The organism is Blautia massiliensis (ex Durand et al. 2017), from assembly GCF_051861785.1.
In the GTDB taxonomy this organism is placed as follows: Bacteria; Bacillota; Clostridia; order Lachnospirales; family Lachnospiraceae; genus Blautia_A; species Blautia_A luti_A.
Genome location: NZ_CP146725.1, coordinates 3,172,285 through 3,194,636 on the forward strand (window position 1 = coordinate 3,172,285; position 22,352 = coordinate 3,194,636).

General features: G+C 40.7%; 23 protein-coding genes and 2 pseudogenes. 19 read left to right on the forward strand and 6 right to left on the reverse strand.

Going from position 1 to position 22,352, the window contains the following annotated elements:
* Window positions 1–34: 34 nt before the first annotated feature.
* From V9W66_RS14900 to V9W66_RS14940, 9 genes and pseudogenes are all read left to right on the forward strand, one after another.
* Window positions 35–400 carry a BMC domain-containing protein gene (locus V9W66_RS14900; RefSeq protein WP_015527035.1) on the forward strand — a complete coding sequence of 122 codons (366 nt, stop codon included), beginning with the start codon at window positions 35–37 and terminating at the stop codon, window positions 398–400.
* Between the two features lie 11 nt (window positions 401–411).
* Window positions 412–843: a BMC domain-containing protein gene (locus V9W66_RS14905; protein ID WP_144094605.1), complete on the forward strand. Its 432-nt coding sequence runs from the start codon at window positions 412–414 to the stop codon at window positions 841–843.
* Window positions 844–861: 18 nt separating this feature from the next.
* Window positions 862–1,392, forward strand: a complete 531-nt coding sequence (locus V9W66_RS14910; protein ID WP_144094603.1) for a EutP/PduV family microcompartment system protein — start codon at window positions 862–864, stop codon at window positions 1,390–1,392.
* Between the two features lie 303 nt (window positions 1,393–1,695).
* Entirely contained in the window at window positions 1,696–3,147 is a 1,452-nt protein-coding gene (locus V9W66_RS14915) for an alanine/glycine:cation symporter family protein (protein WP_144094601.1), read from the forward strand.
* A 3-nt stretch (window positions 3,148–3,150) separates the two neighbouring features.
* Entirely contained in the window at window positions 3,151–4,761 is a 1,611-nt protein-coding gene (locus V9W66_RS14920) for an amidohydrolase (RefSeq protein ID WP_144094599.1), read from the forward strand.
* Between the two features lie 177 nt (window positions 4,762–4,938).
* Window positions 4,939–5,160, forward strand: coding sequence for a hypothetical protein (locus V9W66_RS14925; protein WP_420313832.1), 222 nt, complete (start codon window positions 4,939–4,941; stop codon window positions 5,158–5,160).
* 81 nt (window positions 5,161–5,241) lie between these two features.
* Window positions 5,242–5,466 carry a hypothetical protein gene (locus V9W66_RS14930; RefSeq protein WP_330575390.1) on the forward strand — a complete coding sequence of 75 codons (225 nt, stop codon included), beginning with the start codon at window positions 5,242–5,244 and terminating at the stop codon, window positions 5,464–5,466.
* Window positions 5,467–5,505: 39 nt separating this feature from the next.
* A complete protein-coding gene (locus V9W66_RS14935) occupies window positions 5,506–5,850 on the forward strand; it encodes a hypothetical protein (protein WP_330575389.1) in 345 nt (114 codons plus the stop codon).
* Between the two features lie 264 nt (window positions 5,851–6,114).
* Window positions 6,115–6,453 (forward strand): annotated as a pseudogene (locus tag V9W66_RS14940) (hypothetical protein); the annotation flags it as partial.
* A gap of 239 nt (window positions 6,454–6,692) precedes the next feature.
* Here the strand turns inward: V9W66_RS14940 and V9W66_RS14945 are convergent.
* The 6 genes from V9W66_RS14945 to V9W66_RS14970 form a co-directional block, all read right to left on the reverse strand.
* A complete protein-coding gene (locus V9W66_RS14945; RefSeq protein ID WP_025580613.1) occupies window positions 6,693–7,292 on the reverse strand; it encodes a response regulator transcription factor in 600 nt (199 codons plus the stop codon).
* Entirely contained in the window at window positions 7,273–8,577 is a 1,305-nt protein-coding gene (locus V9W66_RS14950; RefSeq protein WP_144094597.1) for a hypothetical protein, read from the reverse strand. The genes V9W66_RS14945 and V9W66_RS14950 overlap by 20 nt, the downstream gene beginning before the upstream one ends.
* Window positions 8,578–8,611: 34 nt before the next feature.
* The gene (locus V9W66_RS14955; RefSeq protein ID WP_144094596.1) at window positions 8,612–9,259 is read right to left on the reverse strand and encodes a hypothetical protein; all 648 of its coding nucleotides are present in this window, start codon (window positions 9,257–9,259) and stop codon (window positions 8,612–8,614) included.
* Complete coding sequence (locus V9W66_RS14960; protein WP_144094594.1) at window positions 9,250–9,954, reverse strand: hypothetical protein; 705 nt, start codon at window positions 9,952–9,954, stop codon at window positions 9,250–9,252. The genes V9W66_RS14955 and V9W66_RS14960 overlap by 10 nt, the downstream gene beginning before the upstream one ends.
* Window positions 9,947–10,648 (reverse strand): ABC transporter ATP-binding protein, encoded by a 702-nt coding sequence (locus tag V9W66_RS14965; RefSeq protein ID WP_144100611.1) that lies wholly within the window; start codon window positions 10,646–10,648, stop codon window positions 9,947–9,949. The genes V9W66_RS14960 and V9W66_RS14965 overlap by 8 nt, the downstream gene beginning before the upstream one ends.
* 120 nt (window positions 10,649–10,768) lie before the next feature.
* Window positions 10,769–11,689 carry a DUF6076 domain-containing protein gene (locus V9W66_RS14970; protein ID WP_243121778.1) on the reverse strand — a complete coding sequence of 307 codons (921 nt, stop codon included), beginning with the start codon at window positions 11,687–11,689 and terminating at the stop codon, window positions 10,769–10,771.
* A 119-nt stretch (window positions 11,690–11,808) separates the two neighbouring features.
* On the opposite strand from V9W66_RS14970, the gene V9W66_RS14975 reads away from it, so the two are divergent.
* From V9W66_RS14975 to V9W66_RS15020, 10 genes and pseudogenes are all read left to right on the forward strand, one after another.
* Window positions 11,809–12,012 carry a hypothetical protein gene (locus V9W66_RS14975; RefSeq protein ID WP_144094590.1) on the forward strand — a complete coding sequence of 68 codons (204 nt, stop codon included), beginning with the start codon at window positions 11,809–11,811 and terminating at the stop codon, window positions 12,010–12,012.
* Window positions 12,013–12,293: 281 nt separating this feature from the next.
* A pseudogene (locus V9W66_RS14980) lies at window positions 12,294–12,611 on the forward strand (DUF3847 domain-containing protein).
* A 59-nt stretch (window positions 12,612–12,670) separates the two neighbouring features.
* Entirely contained in the window at window positions 12,671–16,081 is a 3,411-nt protein-coding gene (mobQ, locus tag V9W66_RS14985; RefSeq protein ID WP_144094588.1) for a MobQ family relaxase, read from the forward strand.
* A 37-nt stretch (window positions 16,082–16,118) separates the two neighbouring features.
* Complete coding sequence (locus V9W66_RS14990) at window positions 16,119–16,367, forward strand: hypothetical protein (RefSeq protein WP_144094586.1); 249 nt, start codon at window positions 16,119–16,121, stop codon at window positions 16,365–16,367.
* Between the two features lie 98 nt (window positions 16,368–16,465).
* Complete coding sequence (locus V9W66_RS14995; RefSeq protein WP_021740723.1) at window positions 16,466–16,939, forward strand: JAB domain-containing protein; 474 nt, start codon at window positions 16,466–16,468, stop codon at window positions 16,937–16,939.
* Between the two features lie 173 nt (window positions 16,940–17,112).
* Window positions 17,113–18,456, forward strand: coding sequence for an AAA family ATPase (locus V9W66_RS15000; RefSeq protein WP_144094584.1), 1,344 nt, complete (start codon window positions 17,113–17,115; stop codon window positions 18,454–18,456).
* Window positions 18,457–18,458: 2 nt separating this feature from the next.
* Window positions 18,459–19,124 carry an RloB family protein gene (locus V9W66_RS15005; RefSeq protein WP_117649487.1) on the forward strand — a complete coding sequence of 222 codons (666 nt, stop codon included), beginning with the start codon at window positions 18,459–18,461 and terminating at the stop codon, window positions 19,122–19,124.
* 45 nt (window positions 19,125–19,169) lie between these two features.
* A complete protein-coding gene (locus tag V9W66_RS15010; RefSeq protein ID WP_186290082.1) occupies window positions 19,170–20,882 on the forward strand; it encodes an ATP-dependent nuclease in 1,713 nt (570 codons plus the stop codon).
* 127 nt (window positions 20,883–21,009) lie between these two features.
* The gene (locus V9W66_RS15015) at window positions 21,010–21,996 is read left to right on the forward strand and encodes a DUF3991 and TOPRIM domain-containing protein (RefSeq protein WP_144094622.1); all 987 of its coding nucleotides are present in this window, start codon (window positions 21,010–21,012) and stop codon (window positions 21,994–21,996) included.
* Between the two features lie 15 nt (window positions 21,997–22,011).
* On the forward strand, window positions 22,012–22,323 hold the full coding sequence (locus tag V9W66_RS15020; protein WP_144094579.1) for a hypothetical protein: 312 nt from the start codon (window positions 22,012–22,014) through the stop codon (window positions 22,321–22,323).
* Window positions 22,324–22,352: the final 29 nt, after the last annotated feature.

Below are 22,352 nucleotides of genomic sequence, written 5' to 3' on the forward strand. Positions count from 1 at the left end.
AATAATATAAATTTTTGAAAGCGAGGAATCATCAATGGCGGATGAACATAGAGATCAGATCAGAATCGTACAGGAAACCGTAGCCGGTAAGGAGATCACATTTGCCCATATCATGGGTGGTCCGGCACCTATCATATATCAGAAGCTTGGACTGAATCCGCAGGTGGACTATGGATCATCTGCAATTGGTATCATGAACATGACACCTTCCGAGTCTGCTGTGATCGCATCCGATATTGCTGTGAAGAGCGGTAATGTGTATCTTGGATTTGCAGACCGTTTTACAGGAACACTGATCATAACAGGAGAGATTTCCGATGTGCAGACTGCAATGGAGGAGATCGTGGATTATTTCCGTGATACTCTGGGATATGTAGTATGCAATATCACCAAGAGATAAGGAAGTGTACCATGGAAGAACGGATAACAAAGGAAGAACTGCTGGAGAGGCTGTTTCATGATGATTATGAGAACCTTAAGGGAAGAAGACTTCGGCTGACCCGGGTGAGAGTACCTGGAAAGGAGCTTTCCTTTGCACATGTTTTTACACCAAATGACAGATCGATATATGAGAATCTTGCGTTACATATCGGTGTTCATGAAGGTGAGGATCACAGAGGAGATGCCATCGGCATGGTTCGTGTCACACCCTGGGAGGCAATCGTGGTTGCGGCAGATGTTGCAGTGAAGGCAGCTCATGTGGAAGTAGGATTTATGGATCGTTTCTGTGGGACGCTGATCCTGACAGGCGGTTTTACGGAAGTGATGACAGCTGTGGAGGAAGTGGTACGATTTTTCCATGAGACATTGAAATTCGATGTCTGTAAGATCCACAGACGCTGAGGCAGGACGGGATAAAAAATGAAAAAAATTTTTCTGATGGGTCGAAGTGAAGCCGGCAAAACATCCCTGACACAGGCGCTTAAAGGGGAAGAGCTTCATTATCATAAGACTCAGTATACCAATACAAATGAAGATACTATTGATTCACCGGGAGAATATGCGGAATCCAAGCATTTCAGCGTAGGACTGGCCTGTTTTTCCTTTGAGGCGGATGTGATCGCCATTGTACAGGCAGCCAATGAGCCCTTTAACCTGTTTAGTGACGGCAGCAGGAATTTTCTACTACGGCCGCTGATCGGGATCATCACCAAGGTGGATTCTCCCCGTGCCAACATTCCCATGGTCAGACAGTGGATGGAGAACATGGGCTGTGAACGGATCTTCATGGTAAATAACAAGACCAGGGAAGGCATCAGTGAGCTGATGGATTATCTGCAGGATGATCTCCCGAAGCTTACGCTTGAACAGGCGAAATTCAAGCAGAGCCTTGGCCTTAACGAATGGGATTCCATGCCGGAAGGGGTGGAGTATCCGGAATCCATACGGTAAAATAGTAATATTCACGAAAAATGAATAAAAATACAAAAATCAAACAGAAAAAGTAGAAATTCCTCCGGAACTGTGATATACTGTCATTGCTTGGAAGATTCGTGGGCTGAAATGTAAGATCCCCAGAGCATGAAGATAAAGAGGATAGAAACGGGGCTCGCAGATATATGGCAGAAGAGCTGTATGTCGGGAACACCGGGTATCCGTATCTGACTTCATGTTCCGGGGATTTTTTATATTCCATACACAGATTTTCCGAATGGATGCAAAAGACAAACAATAAGAAGGACAGGAGAGGAAAAGATGTTTGAATTATTTGAAAATCTGACCAACTGGCTCTGGGGACTGCCGCTGCTGATCACGATCCTCGCTACAGGCGTATATCTGACAGTACGTTCCGGTTTCTTCCAGTTTCGCCATTTTGGTTACATTGTGAAAAACATGTTCAGTAAAGAACGTCGCCAGGAAGGCGGAGATGACGGAAAGAGCCTGACACCGTTCCAGGCTATTTCCATTGCGATCGGAGGTACTGTTGGTGTATCCAATATGTCCGGTGTTGCAACGGCTATTGCAACAGGAGGACCTGGGGCATTATTCTGGCTCTGGATCGCAGCGCTTCTTGCCATGGTCATCAAGATGGCAGAGGTAACACTTGCTGTATACTACAGAGAGAAACAGCCAAACGGTGAGTACCAGGGAGGCCCGACCTACTACATGCAGAAGGGTCTTGGCGGAGAGAAAAAGCTTCCCTTCTGGAAACTTTTTGCAGTACTGTTCGGCGGCTGTATTTTCATGACATGGTTCATTACTTTGCAGAATTATACAGTATCAGAGGCTGTCGGAAGTACCTTCCACCTGCCGTACATCGTACCGTCACTTTTGTATGTGGCAGCGATCTATCTGATCATCATCGGCGGTGTAAAGAAAGTCGGCGTGATCTCTTCCTATATGACACCGATCATGTGCATTCTTTACATTGTAGGCTCTCTCGCAATACTGGTAGTGAATTTTGACAAGCTGCCGGAAACCTTTGGACTGATCTTCAGGGGTGCATTTACAACACAGGCGGCAGTCGGCGGATTTATGGGAGCCGGTGTTGCAACAGCAATGCGTCTTGGCTTTGCCCGTTCCGTATACAGCAACGAGGCAGGCTGGGGAACATCTCCTATGATCCATGCTTCCGCAAAGACAGACCATCCTGTAAAACAGGGACTGATGGGAGCATTTGAGGTATTTGCAGACACCATCGTAGTCTGCTCCATGACAGGTCTTGTTGTTATCATCACCGGCTACTGGAATTCAGGACTTCAGGGATCAGAGCTGACACTGACAGCATTTGAGTCTGGAATGGGCTCCATTGCGAGAGCACTGATCGCGATCAGTATTTTTCTTTTTGGATTAACAACATCAACCGGATGGTTCACCTATTACAGCGTGATCCTGAAGCACTGGCTGAAAAATAATCAGAAGGTTCTGAAGATTGCAGAGAAGGTTTTTATCCTTGGAACACCATTATGGGGGCTTCTGGTCACAGTGCTTACTGTTTACGGAAACGGAACACCGGCGCAGCTGTGGGTAATTGCAGACTTTACAACCGTATTCCCTACATTTGTAAATGTTGCCACATTATTTATCTTAAGTGGTACTTTCTTTAAACTGCTGAAGGATTACAAGGCGCGTTACATGGGAATCGGAACGGTAGACAAGGATATGGCACTTTTCTACGACGATAAAAAAGAAAAAGAGGAAAAATAAACAGTGGATACAATTTTTTTTAACGGATGTATAAGAACACTGGATGACAGTGAAAAAGTGGCAGAGGCTGTGGGAATCGAAAATGGCCGGATCGTTTTTGTGGGAACTGATAAAGAAGCGGAAGCTTTTTCCTGCAAAAAGCGGATCGACCTTAAGGGAAGGCTGATGCTGCCCGGTTTTGTGGATACACATATGCATATGCTGCATTATGCATTTGTGGAAAGATCTGTAAAACTGTTTGACTGCGCAAGTGTTGAGGAAATGCTTGCCGCAGCAAAAAAAAGACTGGAGGAGAGCAAAGGTCAGAAGCTGACCTGGCTCTACTGCAGAGGCTGGAATGAGGAACATTTTGATAAGCCACGCTATCCGCACAAGGATGAGCTGGATGCGCTCTCAACGGAAATCCCCATCATTATGGTGCGTGTCTGCGGGCATGTGGCTGTGTGCAACAGCTGCGGTCTGGAGCTTCTGAAAAAAATTCCGGAGTTTCCGGAGATTGAGAAGGAAGTTGATATGTATACCGGACTTCTGAAGGAGAATGCAGTACAGTTTTATTCTTCCGTATTGGAAGCACCATCCCAGGAAGAAGTGGAAGACTACATCAAATACAGTGCGAAGAAGCTGAATGAATGTGGATTTACAGGTGTACAGTCCGATGATCTTGCCTCCCTTCCGGGAAAAAACTGGCGTCGGATCATGGCCTCCTACAAGGCATTGGATGCCAGAGGAGAGTTGAGTATCCGCCATTATGAGCAGTGCCTTTTTGAGAGGGCGGAGGATGCGAAGGCTTTTATTGAGGAAGGATATCGTACCGGGCAGAGGGGAGATCACTTTACTGTCGGACCGATGAAGCTGATCCAGGATGGTTCCCTTGGTGCAAGAACAGCGGCCATGAATGAGCCTTACGAGGATTCGCCGGGAAATACCGGGATCATCACATTCAGTCAGGAGGAGCTTGACGATCTGTTTGCTTTTTTTGACCGGCATCAGATGCAGGCAGCGGTACACTGTATCGGCGATCGTGCCATGGATATGGTCATTGAGGCAGCAGCGAAATCTCCTTACCGGAAGGATAATAAAAAGGGCAGACATGGTATCGTACATTGCCAGATCACCAATCCGCGTATTTTGCAGGGGATGAAAGACCAGGATCTTCTGTCATATATCCAGCCGGTATTTATTGATCTGGATATGAACACAGTGGAACCTGCCATCGGCGCACACCGTATGGATAAGGTGTATGCATGGAAGAGCATGCTGGATATGGGAATCCATACGTCCGGCGGTTCGGATGCTCCTGTGGTAAGCTTTGATGCCATGGAGAATATTTATTTTGCAGTCACCCGCAAAAATATCAGTGGTCAGCCACAGGAAGGCTGGATCCCATCCGAAAAAATGTCTGTAGATGAGGCGGTGAAGCTTTTTACAAAAAACGCAGCTTACGCTTCCTATACAGAAGACGAGAACGGAACCATCGAAGTGGAAAAAAATGCAGACTTCGTAGTTCTGGAGAAAGATATTTATAAGATTGATCCGGATGAGATCAAGACCACGAAAGTGGATATGACAGTTCTTGGCGGGGAGATCGTTTATGAGAGAAAAGTAGAAGAATGACGGCAGTATAAAAAGAAAAAAGTGAGAGGCAGAGTCTGAGTGGAGCAGGCTCTGCCTTTTTGTGTGGTGCAGTAAAAAGTACAGAACAAATATTCGATTGTCCTATACTTTTTTTACGCTGAATGATATACTGTAAAAGCAACAATAATAAAGATAAAAGCACTCTCTTTACATATATTGCCACAATACGTCAAATATGATAATCCGAATTATCTGAGGACAAGGATTAAGCTAGGTGTATGTGAACTTTGTGGTGAAAACACAGGTGACATATGCATGCACCATGTAAGATCATTGAAATCAATCCAAGCAGACAATGAATGGAATACTATTATGTTGGCTAAGCATCGCAAGACACTTGCAGTTTGTCCGAACTGCTATGCTAAAATCACGAAATAACTGAAAGACTATGGTAAATGGGAAGCCGTATACATCGAGAGGTGTACGTACGGTTTCGGGGCGAGGCTATGGAAACCTGTCTTGGAGACAAGGCAAGGCGCTGTGGTCTTAGCCTACAATCTTCAAAGAGAAGAAATCTTACCATCAGAAAAAGCATTTGCTTATAAAATGAAATTAGAAGCAATGAGCAGGCAGGGGAAACGATTAGATATTACTTGTGCACCAGAGGAGCACAAGTTAAAAGGAGTAAAATCAAGAGACATTCTTGCAGAACAAAGTGGGGAAAGTCGAGAAACAATCCGCTGATATATCCGCCTTACAGAACTTATCCCGGAAATCCTTGAAATGGTCGATGACAAAAAGATTTCTATGCGTCCGGCGGTGGAGCTGTCTTATTTGCTGAAAGAGGAACAGGAGATATTGTACGACACCATGGAGTCGGAGGCTTGTACCCCAAGTCATGCACAGGCAATTAAAATCCGCAAATTTTCAGCAGAGGGCAGGTTGAATGAAGATGTTTTGCTGTCGATTATGTCAGAAGAGAAGCCGAACCAGGTAGAGCAATGGAAAATCCCGAAGAACCGACTGAAAAAATACTTTCCATCGGGAACTACACAGCAGAAAATGGAAGAAACCATTATCAAAGCACTGGAATTATACCGGAAACGGGAAAAAAGCAGGGAACGATAGGCATTTTGACACCAAGGGAGAAGTCTATCCGTTGGCGGTCAATGAGAAATCAGTCTTTTTGTGTTTCCCCTCCCCACACCCTCCCCCTTTTGTTTACCAGCAGATTACCAGCCGAAAAGACAATAAGGAGCCGGGAGCCTCTTCCCTTTCGGCAGGTCAGAGATTCCCATACCCTGCATGACAGCAGGGAGCAAACAGCATAAAGCAACGGCAGGCGTTCCAGACGGACGTCTTTTTTGATTGAAAAGAAAGGAATTGTAGAAAATGAAGAAGATATGGAAACGAGTGTGTACAGGGATTCTTGCCCTGACCACGATTTTAACTGCATTACCGACTACATCGGTTCACGCAGCAGAAACACAGTATTGGACAGAGTCCTCAGAGAGAGTCGGATATATTGAACATGTGATGAATGATGGAACCATTCATTCGACATTCAATGAAGGTCACATGAAAGTAGAGGGCGAAACAGCCTATTGTGTAGATATTAACACCGGATTTAAAAATGGATATAAAACCAGACACGATGCAAGTGCCAGCATGAGTGCTGCACAGATCGAAGATGTGGCATTGTCACTGGAATATGTAAAGCAGTATAGGGAGTTTCCCATAGTTAAAGATACCACATCCAATATCACAAACTCACGCTTAAACAATATTCCTTAGTCAACCACATACAATAACAAATACAAAAAAGCTGGAAGCAGACTTAATTTTGCTCCCAGCTTTTCTTTATTGTTTTGATGAAGTCGTTCAATGATACTTGTTTTTGCTATCTGCTTACATAATGTGCATACTTGTCACTTGTGTTCTGATATATCTGTCCCTCTTATTGCCTAAACTCATATTAAGGGTGTGATATATCCAAGTGCAATAGCCTTGTTATAGGCTTCGATAGCATTTTTAGCCCCCAGCTTATCATAGATGCTTTGGATATGGTTGTAAAGTGTCCGTTCACTGATATACAGTTCTTGCGCTATTTCATGCTTTGTTTTCCCTGTTCCAATCGCCTTAATAATTTCCGCTTCACGATCTGTCAGGGGATCTAATAAAGGGGGCGTAGTGGATTTGTGACCTTTACTAATAGCTGTAAGTTTTTTTACCAGCTCATCAGCAGAAGCCGACTTGTCAATATAACTTACAGCACCTCTTTTAAGTGCCTCCTGTCTATAAACCGGCATATCATAAGAGGATAGCATAGCCACTTTTGTTTTTGGCTTTTTGTTATATATTTTTTCTATCAGGTCAATGCCAGAATTTTTTGACTGATCTCTTAGGTTAACATCCAATAATACAATGTCCCATTCGTCTACGGAAAGAATATTCCAAAACTCTGTTTCATTACTTACATAGTGACAGATTGAGATTGCGTCCCAATCTTCCAGAAGTTTGCTTAAACTCTCTCCAAATATCCTGTGGTCATCAAATAGTAATATCTTCATTTTTTCTCCCCAAAACTGCCGTTGCAGTTAAAATACCATCTTTCTCTAAATACTGAATGTTACCATCATTCCCATTTATCAACACCGTCAAGAACAGCATACCACCTTTGGAAGAAAGAATATTTTCAATGTCATTTGGTTTCGCTCCATCATTTTGACAGGTAATTATGAGTTTACTTTCTTCATTTAACGCGATTTCCAAATGGATAAAAGTAGCGGCAGCGTGTTTATAAACATTGTTGACAAGCTCTTTGATTATCTGCATAGTCTGTTCCAAACTGTTATCTTTTTTCAAAGCAATCCTTGCTTCGCTGTCAATGGTAAAATCTATAAATATATTTTTCTTTGGGTACAGCTTCTTAATGGCGTCAAGCATATATTCAATATGTTCCCATGAAGCATACCCCGAAAAGATATTAGACGAATAGAAATTCATCATATTTCTTATTCGCAGTTCCAAATCAGATAATATCCTTTTTGTTTCATCAATAGCTGGTGAGCGAAGCGACAGAAGATTTTTGGCACCTCCAATATCTTGAAGCACATCGTTGTGAAGTAGCATTGAAAAATCTTCCCTCTCACTTGCAATATAGTTCGTTAATTCATAATACTTTGTCAGCTCGTTGTAACGAGCTTCCATGTCGCCAAGATGAATGACAGCAAAGGCCTCAAATAAAAGCATTATAAGCTGAAAAAACACATTGACTTGCAGGGTGGACAAATCAAAGCAATAAAGTACGATTGTAAGCAAAGGAATCATGAAAACAAGGACATATCTTGCTTTCCTCTGGGCAATCGGAAGAATATTAACCTGTTTCAAATTTATATATTTATAATCAAGGAAAATTCCCACGAACATTCCAATTAACATAGTTATCGCAGGTAGAATTTGGAAATTGAAAAACGACAGTATGATAGACGCAATTCCAAACAGCAAGCGAACCATTTTTCCCCGGCTTGCGTCAGTTCTTACAAGCATTATTCCGATAATCAATGCAAAAACCAGAAATGCACCCGTGTATAAGGTGGAAAATCCATCATACATCAGCGCCGCAATAAAGGAAACAGAAAGCAGGTTCCAGCCACATTCGGATATTGTTGCTTCTCGCTGTGATGTCATTACATGAAGATAGAGCAGATTGAAATAACAAAGCAAGACGGCAATCGACAATAAGTTGATGACTCCATCATTCGCAATCCCTTTATGTATTCTATCCAATATAACCCATAAAGTCACAATACCCGCATGAAGAAACAGATACGGATAGAAGCGTATATCCTGCATAGGACACCCCTCCTTTCAGCTAAAATTCATTATGTTAGTAATATGATGATATGATCCGTTCTTTAGTCATCAGACATAAACCACACGCAGTCAAAACTATTATACTCACTGGAGAAAATAGTAGCAACATCCACACATTATTCGTTTTCATAAATATCCCACATTTTAAGAAAACCAGCAAAATATGAAGCAGTGTTGCAAAGATAGGAATACTCTTAAACCAGTTCATATTTCTAATCCAGAGAATCAAAACATTTATAAATGCCGAATACAATATGCTAAGGATCAGAAAATAGGTGCCTGATAACAAGATAAGGTTTGGCAGACGAATGGAAATCATCAAAAGCAGAGGAAACAAAAGGATCAGCGTTCCAATCCATAGTGATAGCAGATTCTCTTTAACAATACTTGAGATTTTAATACCATTAGCAAGTTTCCATTCTATTCTCTTTGTAATTTTTTCTTGCTGCAACATATCCTTACTTATTTCTCCGGCAAAAAAGATAAATAAGCACAGGTAGCCATCAAGCATAAAATACTTTATATCAACGCCAAATACAATGTTCTCTGAAATATCCCCAAAGTTCATCAGAGAGATCATGCCGAAGATAGCTGCTACCGCACTCATAAATATAAAATTCCAGTTCAATACCCTTTTAAGGTTTAAGGTTATCAAACCCATTCGCCATCCCTCCTGATAACTGTTTCGTTGCTCATGTGCCGAGCCTTAAAGAAACTTAATAGTGCAAACATCATGCAAAGTGCAACATCAACCACAATAATCAAATAGTCAATTCCTATATGATGTTGATTCACAAGCTCTGTAATTCGTTCTGCCGACATCGCAATCAAATAAACCAGTGCAAAATTACCAAAGAACAGAACATTTTTGAACAGTTTTACTCGTTTCACATCCAGTACAATGATATTCAAAGCGACAATCTCACAAAAACTAAGTACAAGAATACTAAGATAAACGCATACGATCCGCCCAAAGCTCATTGTCCAGTCGGTAAAGTAATAGCAACTCATAAAAACAAAGAACGGGATAATACCAGAAAAGCGGAAAATCTGTATCGAATACTGTTTTATAATCTCTTTTACCGCAATTCCAGAAGCTGCAAAAAATTCAATCCTCCGGCTTAACTTATCCTTTGCTGTCAAATCTACAATCATAGCACCGGATTGCAGGGAGGTAAGACCCAAAATAACCGCATAGAGCATTAAGACTAAATAATCCTCTCCCTTAGACTGCAAGGCGCCCATCTGCATTGCAAAGCTCATAAAAGTTGCCAGAATGGCAACAATCGCAGTATCAATTAGGAGGCTTTTGCTTCTGGTAAGATAGTAGACTGCGCCTTTTCCCATGTTACTCATACCGATTGCCCTCCTTAATAAAGATTTCTTCCAATGATTGTCCTTGCATTTCTTGAATACCCATATCAAACAGCAATCTGCCATTTTTAATCATAGATACATCATCAGCACACTTTTCAATCTCGCTAAGGTCATGTGATGTAATAATAACCGTTTTTCCGTCAGCTTTTAGAGCCTCTATCAAACTACGGATTTCTACTCTGGATATGGGGTCTACACCCGATGTTGGTTCATCCATGAGCAGAATATCCCGTCCCATCATAATAACAATCAAGAGGGACAGTTTCCTTTTCATCCCTTTAGAATAAGTGCTAACACGCTTTCCTAAATGCTCGGTCAATCCTAATTGCGTACAATAACTGTCTGAACGATCATTTATTTCAAATCCAAAGTATTTCCCAAAAATTCTCAAATTTTCAAGACCAGTCTGTTCTTCATACAGATAGTCATTTTCAAGCTGCATTGCATATTTCCCTGCAATGTTGATTGTCCCTGCATTTGGCTGGTATACCCCTGTAATCAAGCGTAGCAGTGTTGTCTTTCCAGAACCGTTCGGGCCAATAATCGCATGGATTGTATTTGCTTTTACATTCAGACTAAAATTCTCAAACAAAACTCTGCCACCAAAACCTTTTTTTAAGTTCTTTACTTCAATCGCATTTTGAATCTCAGACATATTTTTTGCTCCTTTCATTTGGTGCTCCACCATATAGGTATAGTGTATAAAACGAAGAAGCATTTTGCATGAGTAATTACTGCAATTTCGAGACTGCCATCAGGCAAATGTCACAGAAACCTCACAACGAGAAAAAATTTAGTATTCAGTCAGCTTCACAATTACATTACTCTGCTGATACAGCCAGTCCGTAAATTCTTTCGGGCTGGCCGTTCCTGTTTTTACAGCTTTTTTTCTCTGCAAGGCTTCTTTCTTAAAGTCAGCAAAGGCAGCCTGTTTTTTTTCCAGACGGTCAGCCGGAAAGCCTGCGGTATTTTTTACCCGGTTTATTTTGTTGCGCCAGTTCTGGCATTCATTTTTATAAAGCAGGTCATAGTTATTTTCTCTTGCCCTCTCGTCAAATTCCCGCTTGTTTTGAAGCGCCTGTGCTTTTCGGCACTTGTCGCTGCACAGCTCATACCGCTGGCTCTTTGCCAGAAAATATTTTCCACAGACCTTGCACCGCCGGAAGCAAAGCCCCCAGTCATTCAGCCTGTTCAGATAATAGGTAATCAACGGGTAGAGGGACGCATAGGCAGACACACATTCTTCTGTGCGCCGGTTGTCCGGGAACCAGAGGTCAAGCCGGGTATCTTCTGACGGTGCGCCTTTGAAATAAAGGCTGCCAGCTTGAAAATGTTTCGGTTTTCCTGTCTCCCTGTCAAAGCTCATGGCTTCGTTATGGAATACCCCGGTCAGGCTGCTCATTTTATCCATGAAGCGGTCACAGGCAGCGTTACGGTCACGGGGTTCTCTGGCAAGCAGATAGTTGTTCCAGATACGGAACGCCACATACATTTTCAGAGGGTCATTGCTAAGATATTTTCCCCAGAGAAATTCGCTTGCCGCCTGCTCCAGCTCCGGCTGTTTCCGTCGGTTGGAGCAGAGGGCTTTCCGGCGTTCCGCAGGGGCAGGCTTATCAAGGTCAGCAAAATTGCTTTCTTTGAATGGATGGCAAAAGGCTCCGAAACCGTACCGGGAAGCGACAAATAAGCGTGAGTTATCATTCCCCGACTGCAATACTGCCGCACTTTACAAAGGGGTATACAGAGGGAAAAAACCTTAAAAATGATACCGAAACGCTACACCAAAACAGCCTATCTGCGTACATCAGATAGAAACGGAGAAAGGAGCCGGTTATGGCAAGAATGAGCAACAAGCGACGGCTGGAATGGTCTTTCTTCTTAAATGACCGCAGCCGTATCACTTACAACGAACTGTGCCGGAAATGCCAACACGAATGTAAACAGGGCTTCCGGGCGGTTGTGGTTGACTGCCCGAAGTATCTTTCCAAGCGTTCCAAGAAAAAGGACAAAACTGCCGGAAACGGCAAAATCCCTTAGGAACTAAGGGCGCACTTCTATACATAGTCTCAAGACCATGTATCGTGCGTCCTGCGGAGCTTACCTCTATAAAATCAGCAATCCGAAGTCTGCGTTCGCTTCGCTCCGACAAGGTGGCTGCACCCCCCCTTGCGCCGCTAAAGCGGCTATCTCCTGTGTACCCGCCGCAAAGAGAAATCCACTCTGCGGTTTTCCCTTTTCATCGGGTTTTATAGAAGCACTGACACACAGACTGTCTGCGGATGGTCTTTCTTTATCTTATCAGCAAAGGATGTGAGAACATGGAAAAATCTTTGGAATAGTTAAAGCAGGAATATGAAAAAACCACTGTCCTGCTGGAAAGGGAAAAACGGAAAATGCAGCGTTTGAAAAACCGGCAGGCGTATCTGGAAAGCGGTTCCCGAAAACAGAGGACGCACCAGCTGATTACCCGTGGGGCAGCCGTTGAGAGCATTGCACCACAGACAAAGGGGCTGACCGAAACGGAATTTTATTCCCTCATGGAAAGCATTTTGAATCTGCCGCAGGCGGAGCATTTCATCCGGTCTGCCGCAGAGAACCACGCCCGTATTTCCGGGCAGGAGAAAGGCGGTGACTAAGGATAGCACTTTATCATTTTTCAATCGCACAGATAAAGCGCAGCGCCGGTCAGAGCGCCATTGCCAGCGCAGCCTACCGAGCCGGGGAGCGTCTTTACAGCAGCTACTATGGAGAAGTCAGCGACTACACCAAAAAGGGCGGCGTGATCGCTTCGGAAATCATGCTGCCGCCCCATGCGCCGGAAATATATCTTGACCGGGTGACCCTCTGGAATGCTGTGGAGAGCTGCGAGAAACATCCAAAAGCACAGCTTGCCTATTCCTTTGATATTGCCATGCAGAATGAATTGACGCTGGAAGAAAACATGGAACTGGCGAGGAAGTTCGTGCAGGAGCAGTTTGTGGCAAAAGGCATGATTGCCGATCTTGCTTTTCACAGCCCGGAGAAAGAGGACGGCGGTATCCCTAACCCGCATTTCCATGTGATGACAACCATGCGCCCTTTGAACCCGGATGGCACATGGGGACAAAAACAGCGGCGGGAATATCTTCTTGATGAAGATTGGAACCGAATCCGGGATAAAAACGGCGATTATATGTTTAACGCTGTCCATACAACAGACTGGCATGAGCCGGAAACGCTGGAACACTGGCGGGAGCAGTGGGCGGCTGCCGTTAATACAAAATTTGAGGAAAAAGGGCTGGATGTGCGTATCGACCACCGTTCCTATGTGCGGCAGGGACTTGACCTGATACCTACTGTCCACGAGGGCGCTAATGTCCGGCAGATGGAAGCAAAGGGCATCCGCACCGAGAAAGGGGAACTGAACCGCTGGATTAAAGCTACCAACCGGCTCATGCAGGATGTGAGGAAGAAGATCAAAGCCCTGTTTGTCTGGATGGAAGAGGTAAAAGAAGAACTTTCCAAACCCCAGACACCGAGCCTTGCCGACCTGCTGATCGCTTATTACAACCAGCGCAACGCAGGGGCATGGAGCAATAAAGCCAGAACCGGAAACTTAAAGCAGTTTGCCGAAGCCGTCAATTATCTGACGGAAAACAAGCTGCTCACATTAGAGGATTTGCAGGAGCGTCTTTCCTCTGTCAGTGAAGAATTTGAAGCATTAAGCGGCTCCATGAAAAAGAAATCTGCCCGGATAAAGGAATTGCAGGAATTGATACGGGGCAGTCACAGTAACCTGAATGCGAATCAGGGATATCTGCTGGAACAATGTGTAGTATGGCAGAGACTCAGTGAACAGTTGGGCTGGAAGTGTGATAATGTCCGAGCTGCATATTCTGAGATTTCACAGGATATTCAGAATGAAGTGTATGCAGGAGCGAGAGCATTTGTACAGGCAAACAAAGGTCGCTATAAATGTGGCGGATATATCTATACTGGTGAAGGACAGGATCTTGGACAGTTTTGGGCAGAACTGAATGTCGGAAATGCGAAGGTAAAAAAGACAACTGCAAATGAGATTGTCACAAATGGAAATGCGATGTATTCCATTGTTGGAGCGACCTTTGGCATATTTTTAGACCAGAATTGTAGTAATCAGATTGGAACACTTACAACAAATGAAAATGGCGATACGAATGAAGTTGAAGTGACTGCAGGGACTGTTTATATCAAAGAGCTTTCTGCACCGAAAGGATATAAGCTGGATACGACAGTACGCAGTCTGAAAGTTGAAGCCGGAAAGATAGCCGTATTAAATGTTTCCGATGTTCCGAAAGTAACAGAGACACTGGTAGATCTGTTCAAGATTGATATGGAGACAGGAAAAGCAACCGCACAGGGTGATGCAGCACTGTCAGGAGCAGAGTTTACCTGGCATTATTATGACGGATTTTATACAAAAGATAACTTACCAGAGAAAGCAACACGTACCTGGGTTACAAAGACGGTAGCTGAAAAAGACAGTAATGGAAATATTCATTATGTGACAAAACTGGCAGATGCTTACAAAGTATCAGGAGATACATTTTACACCCAGAATGAAAAAAGCGTATTGCCACTTGGAACACTGACTGTTGAAGAAACCAAAGCACCAGACGGATATTTACTGGACGGAGCTTATATGCAGGCAGGGGACAGTACAGAGCAGATCGAAGGAATGTATCTGACACAGATCACAGAGGACGGAGAACTTGTAGTTCTTTCCGGAAGCAACCAGTATTCCGTATCTGATCAGGTAATCCGAGGTGGTGTGAAGATTCAGAAACGTGATATGGAGACAAAAGACACTAAGGCACAGGGAAGTGCCACATTAAAAGATGCAGCATTTGCGATTATTTCTCTGAACGAGAATCCGGTTCTGGTAGAAGGAAAACTGTACAAGAAAAATGAGACAGTTAAGACAATTCAGGCAGGAATTGACGGAGTAGCAACAACATCGGAAGATTTACTTCCATATGGTAAATACAAACTGGAAGAAACCAAAGCACCGGAAGGTTATCTGACTGACGGGGCAAAAGCGATTGAATTTTCGATTACGGAAAATGGAAAAATAGTGGATTTAACAGGCGAAAGCCATTCCATTTACAACCAGATTAAACGTGGAGATTTGGAGGGAGTAAAGATTGGAGCAGGCACACATAAGAGACTTGCCAATGTTCCTTTTAAGATTACGAGCAAAACAACCGGAGAGAGCCATATCGTAGTAACAGATAAAAACGGTCAGTTTTCAACTGCTTCCGATTGGGCGTCTCATAAGAAAAATACAAATGCCGGAACATCCAGTGAGGACGGTATCTGGTTCGGAATTTCTGAGCCGGACGATAGCAAAGGTGCATTACTTTATGACACTTATGAGATTGAGGAGTTAGCTTGTGAATCCAACAAAGGCATGAAGCTGATTCCGGCATTTGAAGTTGTTGTCAGCAGAAATAAAGTAACTATCGACCTTGGAACACTGACTGATGAGTATGAAAAAGAGATTACCATTCATACAACTGCAACAGACAAGAAAACAGGCGAAAAAGTAATTGTTGCAGGAAAGAAAGTAACGATTGTGGATACAGTTACTCTGGACGGTCTGGAAGAAGGCAGAAAGTACCAGTTAAAAGGCTGGCAGATGCTGAAAGAGGAAAATGCAGAACTGCTCATTGATGGAAAGCGTGTGGAGAGTGATTACACTTTTGTTGCTGACAGCGAGAAAATGAAAGTAGAGATTTCTTATACGTTTGATGCATCAGAACTTGGCGGACAGAATCTGGTTACATTTGAAGAATTATATGATCTGAAGAATCCGGAAGAACCTGTAAAAGTTGCAGAGCATAATGACATCAACGATGAAGGACAGACCGTAACCATCAAAGAAGTACCGGAAACACCAACCCCAGAGACACCGGGTACTATTACAAAGACCAGTAACCCTCCGAAAACAGGAGATACGGAAAATGTAGCTTTATGGATAGCCATTCTGGTATTATCGGCAGCCGGAATCACGGGAGTTCGTATCTGGAATAAAAAGAAACAGGTTAAGAGATTAGGAATTAAAGAAAAGAAAGAAGAGGAGGAGTAAAACAGAGGGTGGCGATAAGCCACCCTTTGATGCTGAAATGGGAAAGAATCAGAAAGCAATAAAAGTATTACAGCGTTTATTTGATGCCGGATACGGAACGGAAAAAGAGATTGTCAATATGACGATGGATGAGATGCTTGCTTTGCCAGGAGTGAATGTAGCAGATCTGTGTATTATCAGTGAGTTACAGAAAAGCATTAAGGCAAACAAAGTGATAAGCTATTTGTCAAAGAAAACAGAAGCAAAGGAAGAAACGAAAGGAGCAGATTATGGTGGAACAACCTAAATATTTGGAAATGACATTATCACAATTGAAATCATATGTGGAATCTTCAGATAGTAATGTCCTTCTGGTTGTAGAATTTCCAAAAGGAGATCAGAACAATGGAGAATGAATTGGAAGTTGTGAATATCCGTCTGGTAAGAGAACCATCTCTTTATAGTGAGCAGATATTGGATAGTCCACAGGCTGTTGTAGAATTGATGGCGAAGGAGTTATCCCAATATGACAGAGAAGTATTTTGTATCCTGAATATGAAAAATAATGGACAGGTAATCAATATGAATCTGGTCAGTGTTGGAACAATCAATGCATCTTTGGTAATTCCCAGAGAAGTTTTTAAGAGCAGTATTCTGGCAAATGCTTCTGCAATCATTGGACTTCATAATCATCCCAGTGGTAATGTGAAACCATCAAAAGAGGATATGATTGTTACGAGAAAGCTGCAGAAGTGCGGACAGCTATTGGGGATAGAATTGCTGGATCATATCATTGTCGGTGGAACTAATGGAAAGATGCTCAGCTTCCGAGAAGAAAAGATGTTGAATGTGACAGGAAGGATGGATTGGGAAAGATAGGGCAAGCGGTGGAGAGTCAGGGAATCTATGATATAAAGATTCCTTGACTTAACAAAAATAAAATGATTTTGAAGAAAAAATGCAAAATAAGAATAAAAAATTGACTCTATCATACAATAAGACTATAATATAAATATGATTTTGTTAAAAACAAGCAGAATGGAGGTAATAAAATGCTTCTTGAATTTAAAACAAAAAATTATAAATCTTTTGTAGAAGAGGCAAGCTTTTCAATGGTAGCTGCGCCAAAACAAAAGGGATTAGATTATAGTCTTATGAAGACAAAAATAAAAGGAAAAGAGATAAAAGGGTTAAGTTCTTCGGTTATTTATGGACCGAATGCGGCAGGAAAAACTAATATTATTGGTGCGATGGATGTATTGCGGGCAATTGTTTTGAGAGGAAATATCAGAAATTCTGAAGAAAAATCATCACCAAACCCAGCTGCAGCAGCATTAGAATTGATTCCAAATAATAATGAAATGGAATCAAAACCGGTATGTTTTGAAATAGAATTTTATGAGGAAGATGGAGAAGATCATAAATTTAAAATACACTATGAATTAGAGGTTGATCTTGGAACCTTTCTTGAGGAGGAACATCAAAGAAAAATCCTTGCAGAAGTGCTGGAGGTCAATGGAGAAAGAGTATTTGAACGTACGCAAGATCTGAAAATAGAGAACTTAAAGGTTATTAAAGATTATTTGTCGGATATAACAGAACAGAACGCAGACAGTGTAAATGAAATTGCGAAAAACAGTTTGAATCAAGAAGAATTATTTTTAACGAATGGTTTTAAGTTGATTTTTTCGCCTAAATTCACAAAGCTGATTGTTGATTGGTTTACGAATAAGTTTATGGTGATTTATCGTGCGGATTCGATGCAACTGATTAAAAGATTTGCAGATCCAAAAAAGAAAGCAATCTATGTTGAAAAAACAACAGATGAAGCTGCAAAATTATTTGGAATCAATTCTAATGCAGTAGGATATGTTGTGAGTGATGACGAGCCTGATGCAAAATTATATTCTGTATTTAAAAATATGAAAAACAAAAAGACTACAGCGGTTGCCGCAGATATTTTTGAGTCATATGGGACGATTCGATTTATCAATATGTTTCCTCTTGTAATTAAAGCGATGCAAACGGGTGGAACATTGGTGGTGGATGAATTTGATGCATCCATTCATCCGATGGCATTGATGAGTATTATCAATGTATTTCATAATGATGATGTAAATATCCATCATGCACAGCTTATATTTAATACTCATAATCCGATATTTTTGAATTCAAATCTTTTCAGAAGGGACGAGATTAAGTTTGTTGAGCGTGATGATGATACACATGACAGCGTATTATATGCATTATCTGATTTTGGCACAACAGGTGATAAGGGTGTTCGTAAGCACGAAGATTATATGAGCAAATATTTCATCAGCCAGTATGGAGCAATAAAGGATATTGATTTTACACCAATCTTTGAAGAAATCTTATGTGATGAAAAAGAGGGATAGGGATGGCAAAGAGAAAACCAACAAATAAATATTATTTCAGTGTTGAGGGAGAAACAGAACAGTGGTACTTAAAATGGCTGCAGGACACGATAAATAATACTGAAAAAACTGCATGCAAGGTGTCCATTGATTGTCCGGTAAGGAAGAATCCATTAAAGCATGCGAAGTCATTGATCGTTACCAGAAAGATTGAAATCTATCATTTTTTTGATTACGAAAGTGATGAACCGCTTCATGTCAGAGGCTTTCAAGAAGCTCTGGACAATATGAAGAAGGCAGAAAAAATAGGAAAACAGATAAAATATAAATCTGGATATAGTAATTTTACTTTTGATTTATGGATCATTCTTCATATGACGAACTGTAATGCGTCATTTTCACATCGAAAACAGTATATTACACCGATTAACCGGGCGTTTGGAGAAAAATTTCAAAATATGGACGAATTCAAAGAAGAGAATAATTTCAAGAGATGTCTTAAGAAAATGGACTTGTCCAATGTAATTGAGGCTGTTGATCGGGCAAGGAAAATCATGCAGAGAAATCAAGAAAATGGATATACTTTGTATCAATATAAAGGGTATCAGTATTATAAAGAGAATCCTTCATTGGCTGCATGGGAGGCAATTGAGAAGATATTGAAGGATTGTGAATTAATAGGAAAGTAAAAGATACATGCTGTTACTAAAAATAAAAATGCAATGGGAGTATATATGTATAAATTTAGAATAGATAAATTAGAACTAAATACTATAGATGGAGTAATAGATTTTGAACCTAGACGGATCAATGTAGTTATTGGACCCAATAATTCTGGCAAAAGTAGATTTTTGAAAGAATTAAGAGATTGGCTTAGTGGAGATAAAACAGATATTAAAATTATCAATCAAATTGAGTATTCTTATCCAGAAAGCTATCAAGAGGTGGAAGAGTCTTATAATGTCAAAAATAAAATGACAAAAGATATGTATGGAAATTGGATTTTAAGAACATATTTAAATAAATCAAATCAACCTTGGGACGTAAATACTACGTTTGAAAGTTATTTTACGAGAAGTTTAAATTCTGTTGCTCCAGAGTGGGAAGATTTTTTCAAAAATATTGTACGAGAAAAAAATGAGATATCATTTTTTCAGTATTTTGGACCATTATTTTTTCGATATTTAGGAACAGAAGAAAGATTAACAATTTGCAAAATGCAAAAAAACTATGGATTAGATAGTACTAATACAAATTATCTTACATCTTTTAAATTTGAAGATAAAGTGTTGCAGGAATTGTCAGCTAATGTTAAACGAATATTCAAGAAAGATATAATATTAGATACACAAACATTAGGTGATAGATTAGGTTTTCGTGTTGGTGAAGATTTTGGATATTTGCGGGGGACATTTGAGCAAGAAAAAGAGGGAGTTTTACAATTATTTAATGAGAAATTATTAGATGATCAAGGGGATGGATTGAAAAGTTACGTATCTACTTTTTTGTCATTAAAAACAAAAGAAAATGATGTATTGTTAATAGATGAACCGGAAGCTTTTTTACATCCACCATTAGCACGTCAATTGGGGGAACTTATAGGAGAGTTTGATGAAGATAAACAAATATTTGTTTCAACACACAGTGTGGAAATTTTGAAAGGGATACTATCTAAAAATACAGATATAAATGTAATAAGAATTACACAACCGGAATCATTGAAAAATAGTATAGATTTAGTTGATAAGGGAGTGTTACAGACAATTATACAATCTCCTCTTTTAAGAGTCTCGAGAGTATTGGAAGGTTTGTTTTGTGAAAAAGTAATTGTGACGGAAGCAGAGGCAGATGAGTTGGTTTATCAAGAATTAATAGAAAAAGTGTTTCCACAGTCAGGTCTGTATTTTGCACATGGACAAAATAAACAAACTTTAGCGGAAATAGCAGAAATGTATAAAGCTGTAGGTATAAGATATGAGGTTATTACAGATTTTGATATATTAAGAGTAAATGATGAATTTAATAAATTTATAAAAAAAATGTCAATTGATGAATCTGAAAGACAACGATATAGAGGATATATTGGCAAATTGAGGGATAAGATTGATGAAGAAATAAATGCTGATGGAATGGATGCTGATGAGAAGAAAAAAGCTTTAAAAGCAAATAGAGATCAGGTATATCATCAAGAAGGAATAAGACATTTAAATGAAGGGGAATTAAAAGAAAATATTGAAGAATTATTAAAAAAAATGGGAGAAAATCATTTACATATATTACACACAGGAGAATTGGAAACATTGTTGCTGCCTTTCGATATTCCATATACGAATAATAAAAGTCATTGGGTTGTATCTGCAATAAATAAAATTGCTTCATTAAGTAAAAAGGATGTAGAAGAAAATGAAAATATATATAAATTTATAGAAGAAATAGTGTTGTCGTAGGTCACTAAAATTTACAAAAAGGAATTACATAGCCAGATGGTTCCAGCTCAAGGAATCACCTGGCTATTTTCAAGCCCGGATATTATCACAATAATATCAATCTAAGGTAGGAAAGGAGATGAAAATTATGCCATATATACCACCATCAGTTGTGCAAGAGGTCAAGCGGATGGATTTGCTCACGTACTTGAAAAATTATGAACCATACGAATTGGTTCACTTTTCTGGCAATACCTACACTACCAGAACACACGATAGTTTGAAAATATCAAATGGGAAATGGATGTGGTGGAGTCAGAGAACCGGTGGCAGATCAGCACTGGATTATCTGATCAAAGTAAGAGGATACAGTTTTTTAGAGGCGGTTGAATTGCTTGCAGAACGGGCAAATATTCAGCCGCCTCTTTTTGTATCTGAGAATGTTCCGATGGAGAAACAGTTACTGTTGCCAAAGAAAAATCAAGATGATCAGAAAGTGATTGCGTATCTTTTAGGACGTGGGATTGATAAGGAAATCATTCAGTTTTGTTTGGAGTCTGGAAGAGTTTATGAAAGTGCATTTCATCATAACGTAGTGTTTGTAGGGATGGATGAGAAAGATAATCCGAAATATGCAGCTCTTAGAGGAATCGGAACCAGCTTTATAGGAGAAGCAAATGGAAGCGGTAAGAATTATTCTTTTTCCATTTTTGCAGAGAAATCCAATGATACGGTGCATCTGTTTGAGTCAGCCATTGATTTGTTATCCTATGCGACGTTGCAGAAATTAGACGGGAAAGAGTGGAGGAGAGAACATTTATTGTCACTGGCAGGTGTCTATCAGCCAGCAAAAGAAATTGAAAAAAGTAAAGTCCCTGCAGCGTTGGCCAGGACATTAAAAATGCATCCAGAGGTGAAGACAATCGTTCTGCATTTGGATAATGACCGTATTGGAAGACTTGCCACAAAAGCAATTTCTACAGTACTTCCGAAGCAATATCAGATAAAAGATGTACCGCCAAAACAAGGAAAAGATTACAACGATCTGCTCTGCATCAAGTTAAATCTGGCAATTACAAAGAGAGAAAAAAGCATGAAAAAGACTATGTCTGGTCATGAAAAATGTGAGAGATAGAAGGTGACAAAAGATATGAAAATTGCAAGATATGAGCTGAAGGTTGTGTATAAGAAAGGACTGATTTTGATGATGGAAGACGATATAGACAGCGAAGATCTGTTGAAGATTTTTCTGGAAACACAGTTGAAAGAGGAAAAAGAACAGAGTGAATTACTTGGAATTATTGCTGAAAAAGTGTCAGAAGAAAGCTGTACGGAGCAGTGTGAAAGTTGTCAAAAGTATTGTCCGGCAAGTGAAGAATGTATGGCAACTGATGAAAATGTACGATGCACAAAGTGTGAATACTTGTGTGAAACTTGCGGGATTTGTGAACTGAAAGAATAAAAAAAGCAAGTGCTTTTTCGGCAAGTAAA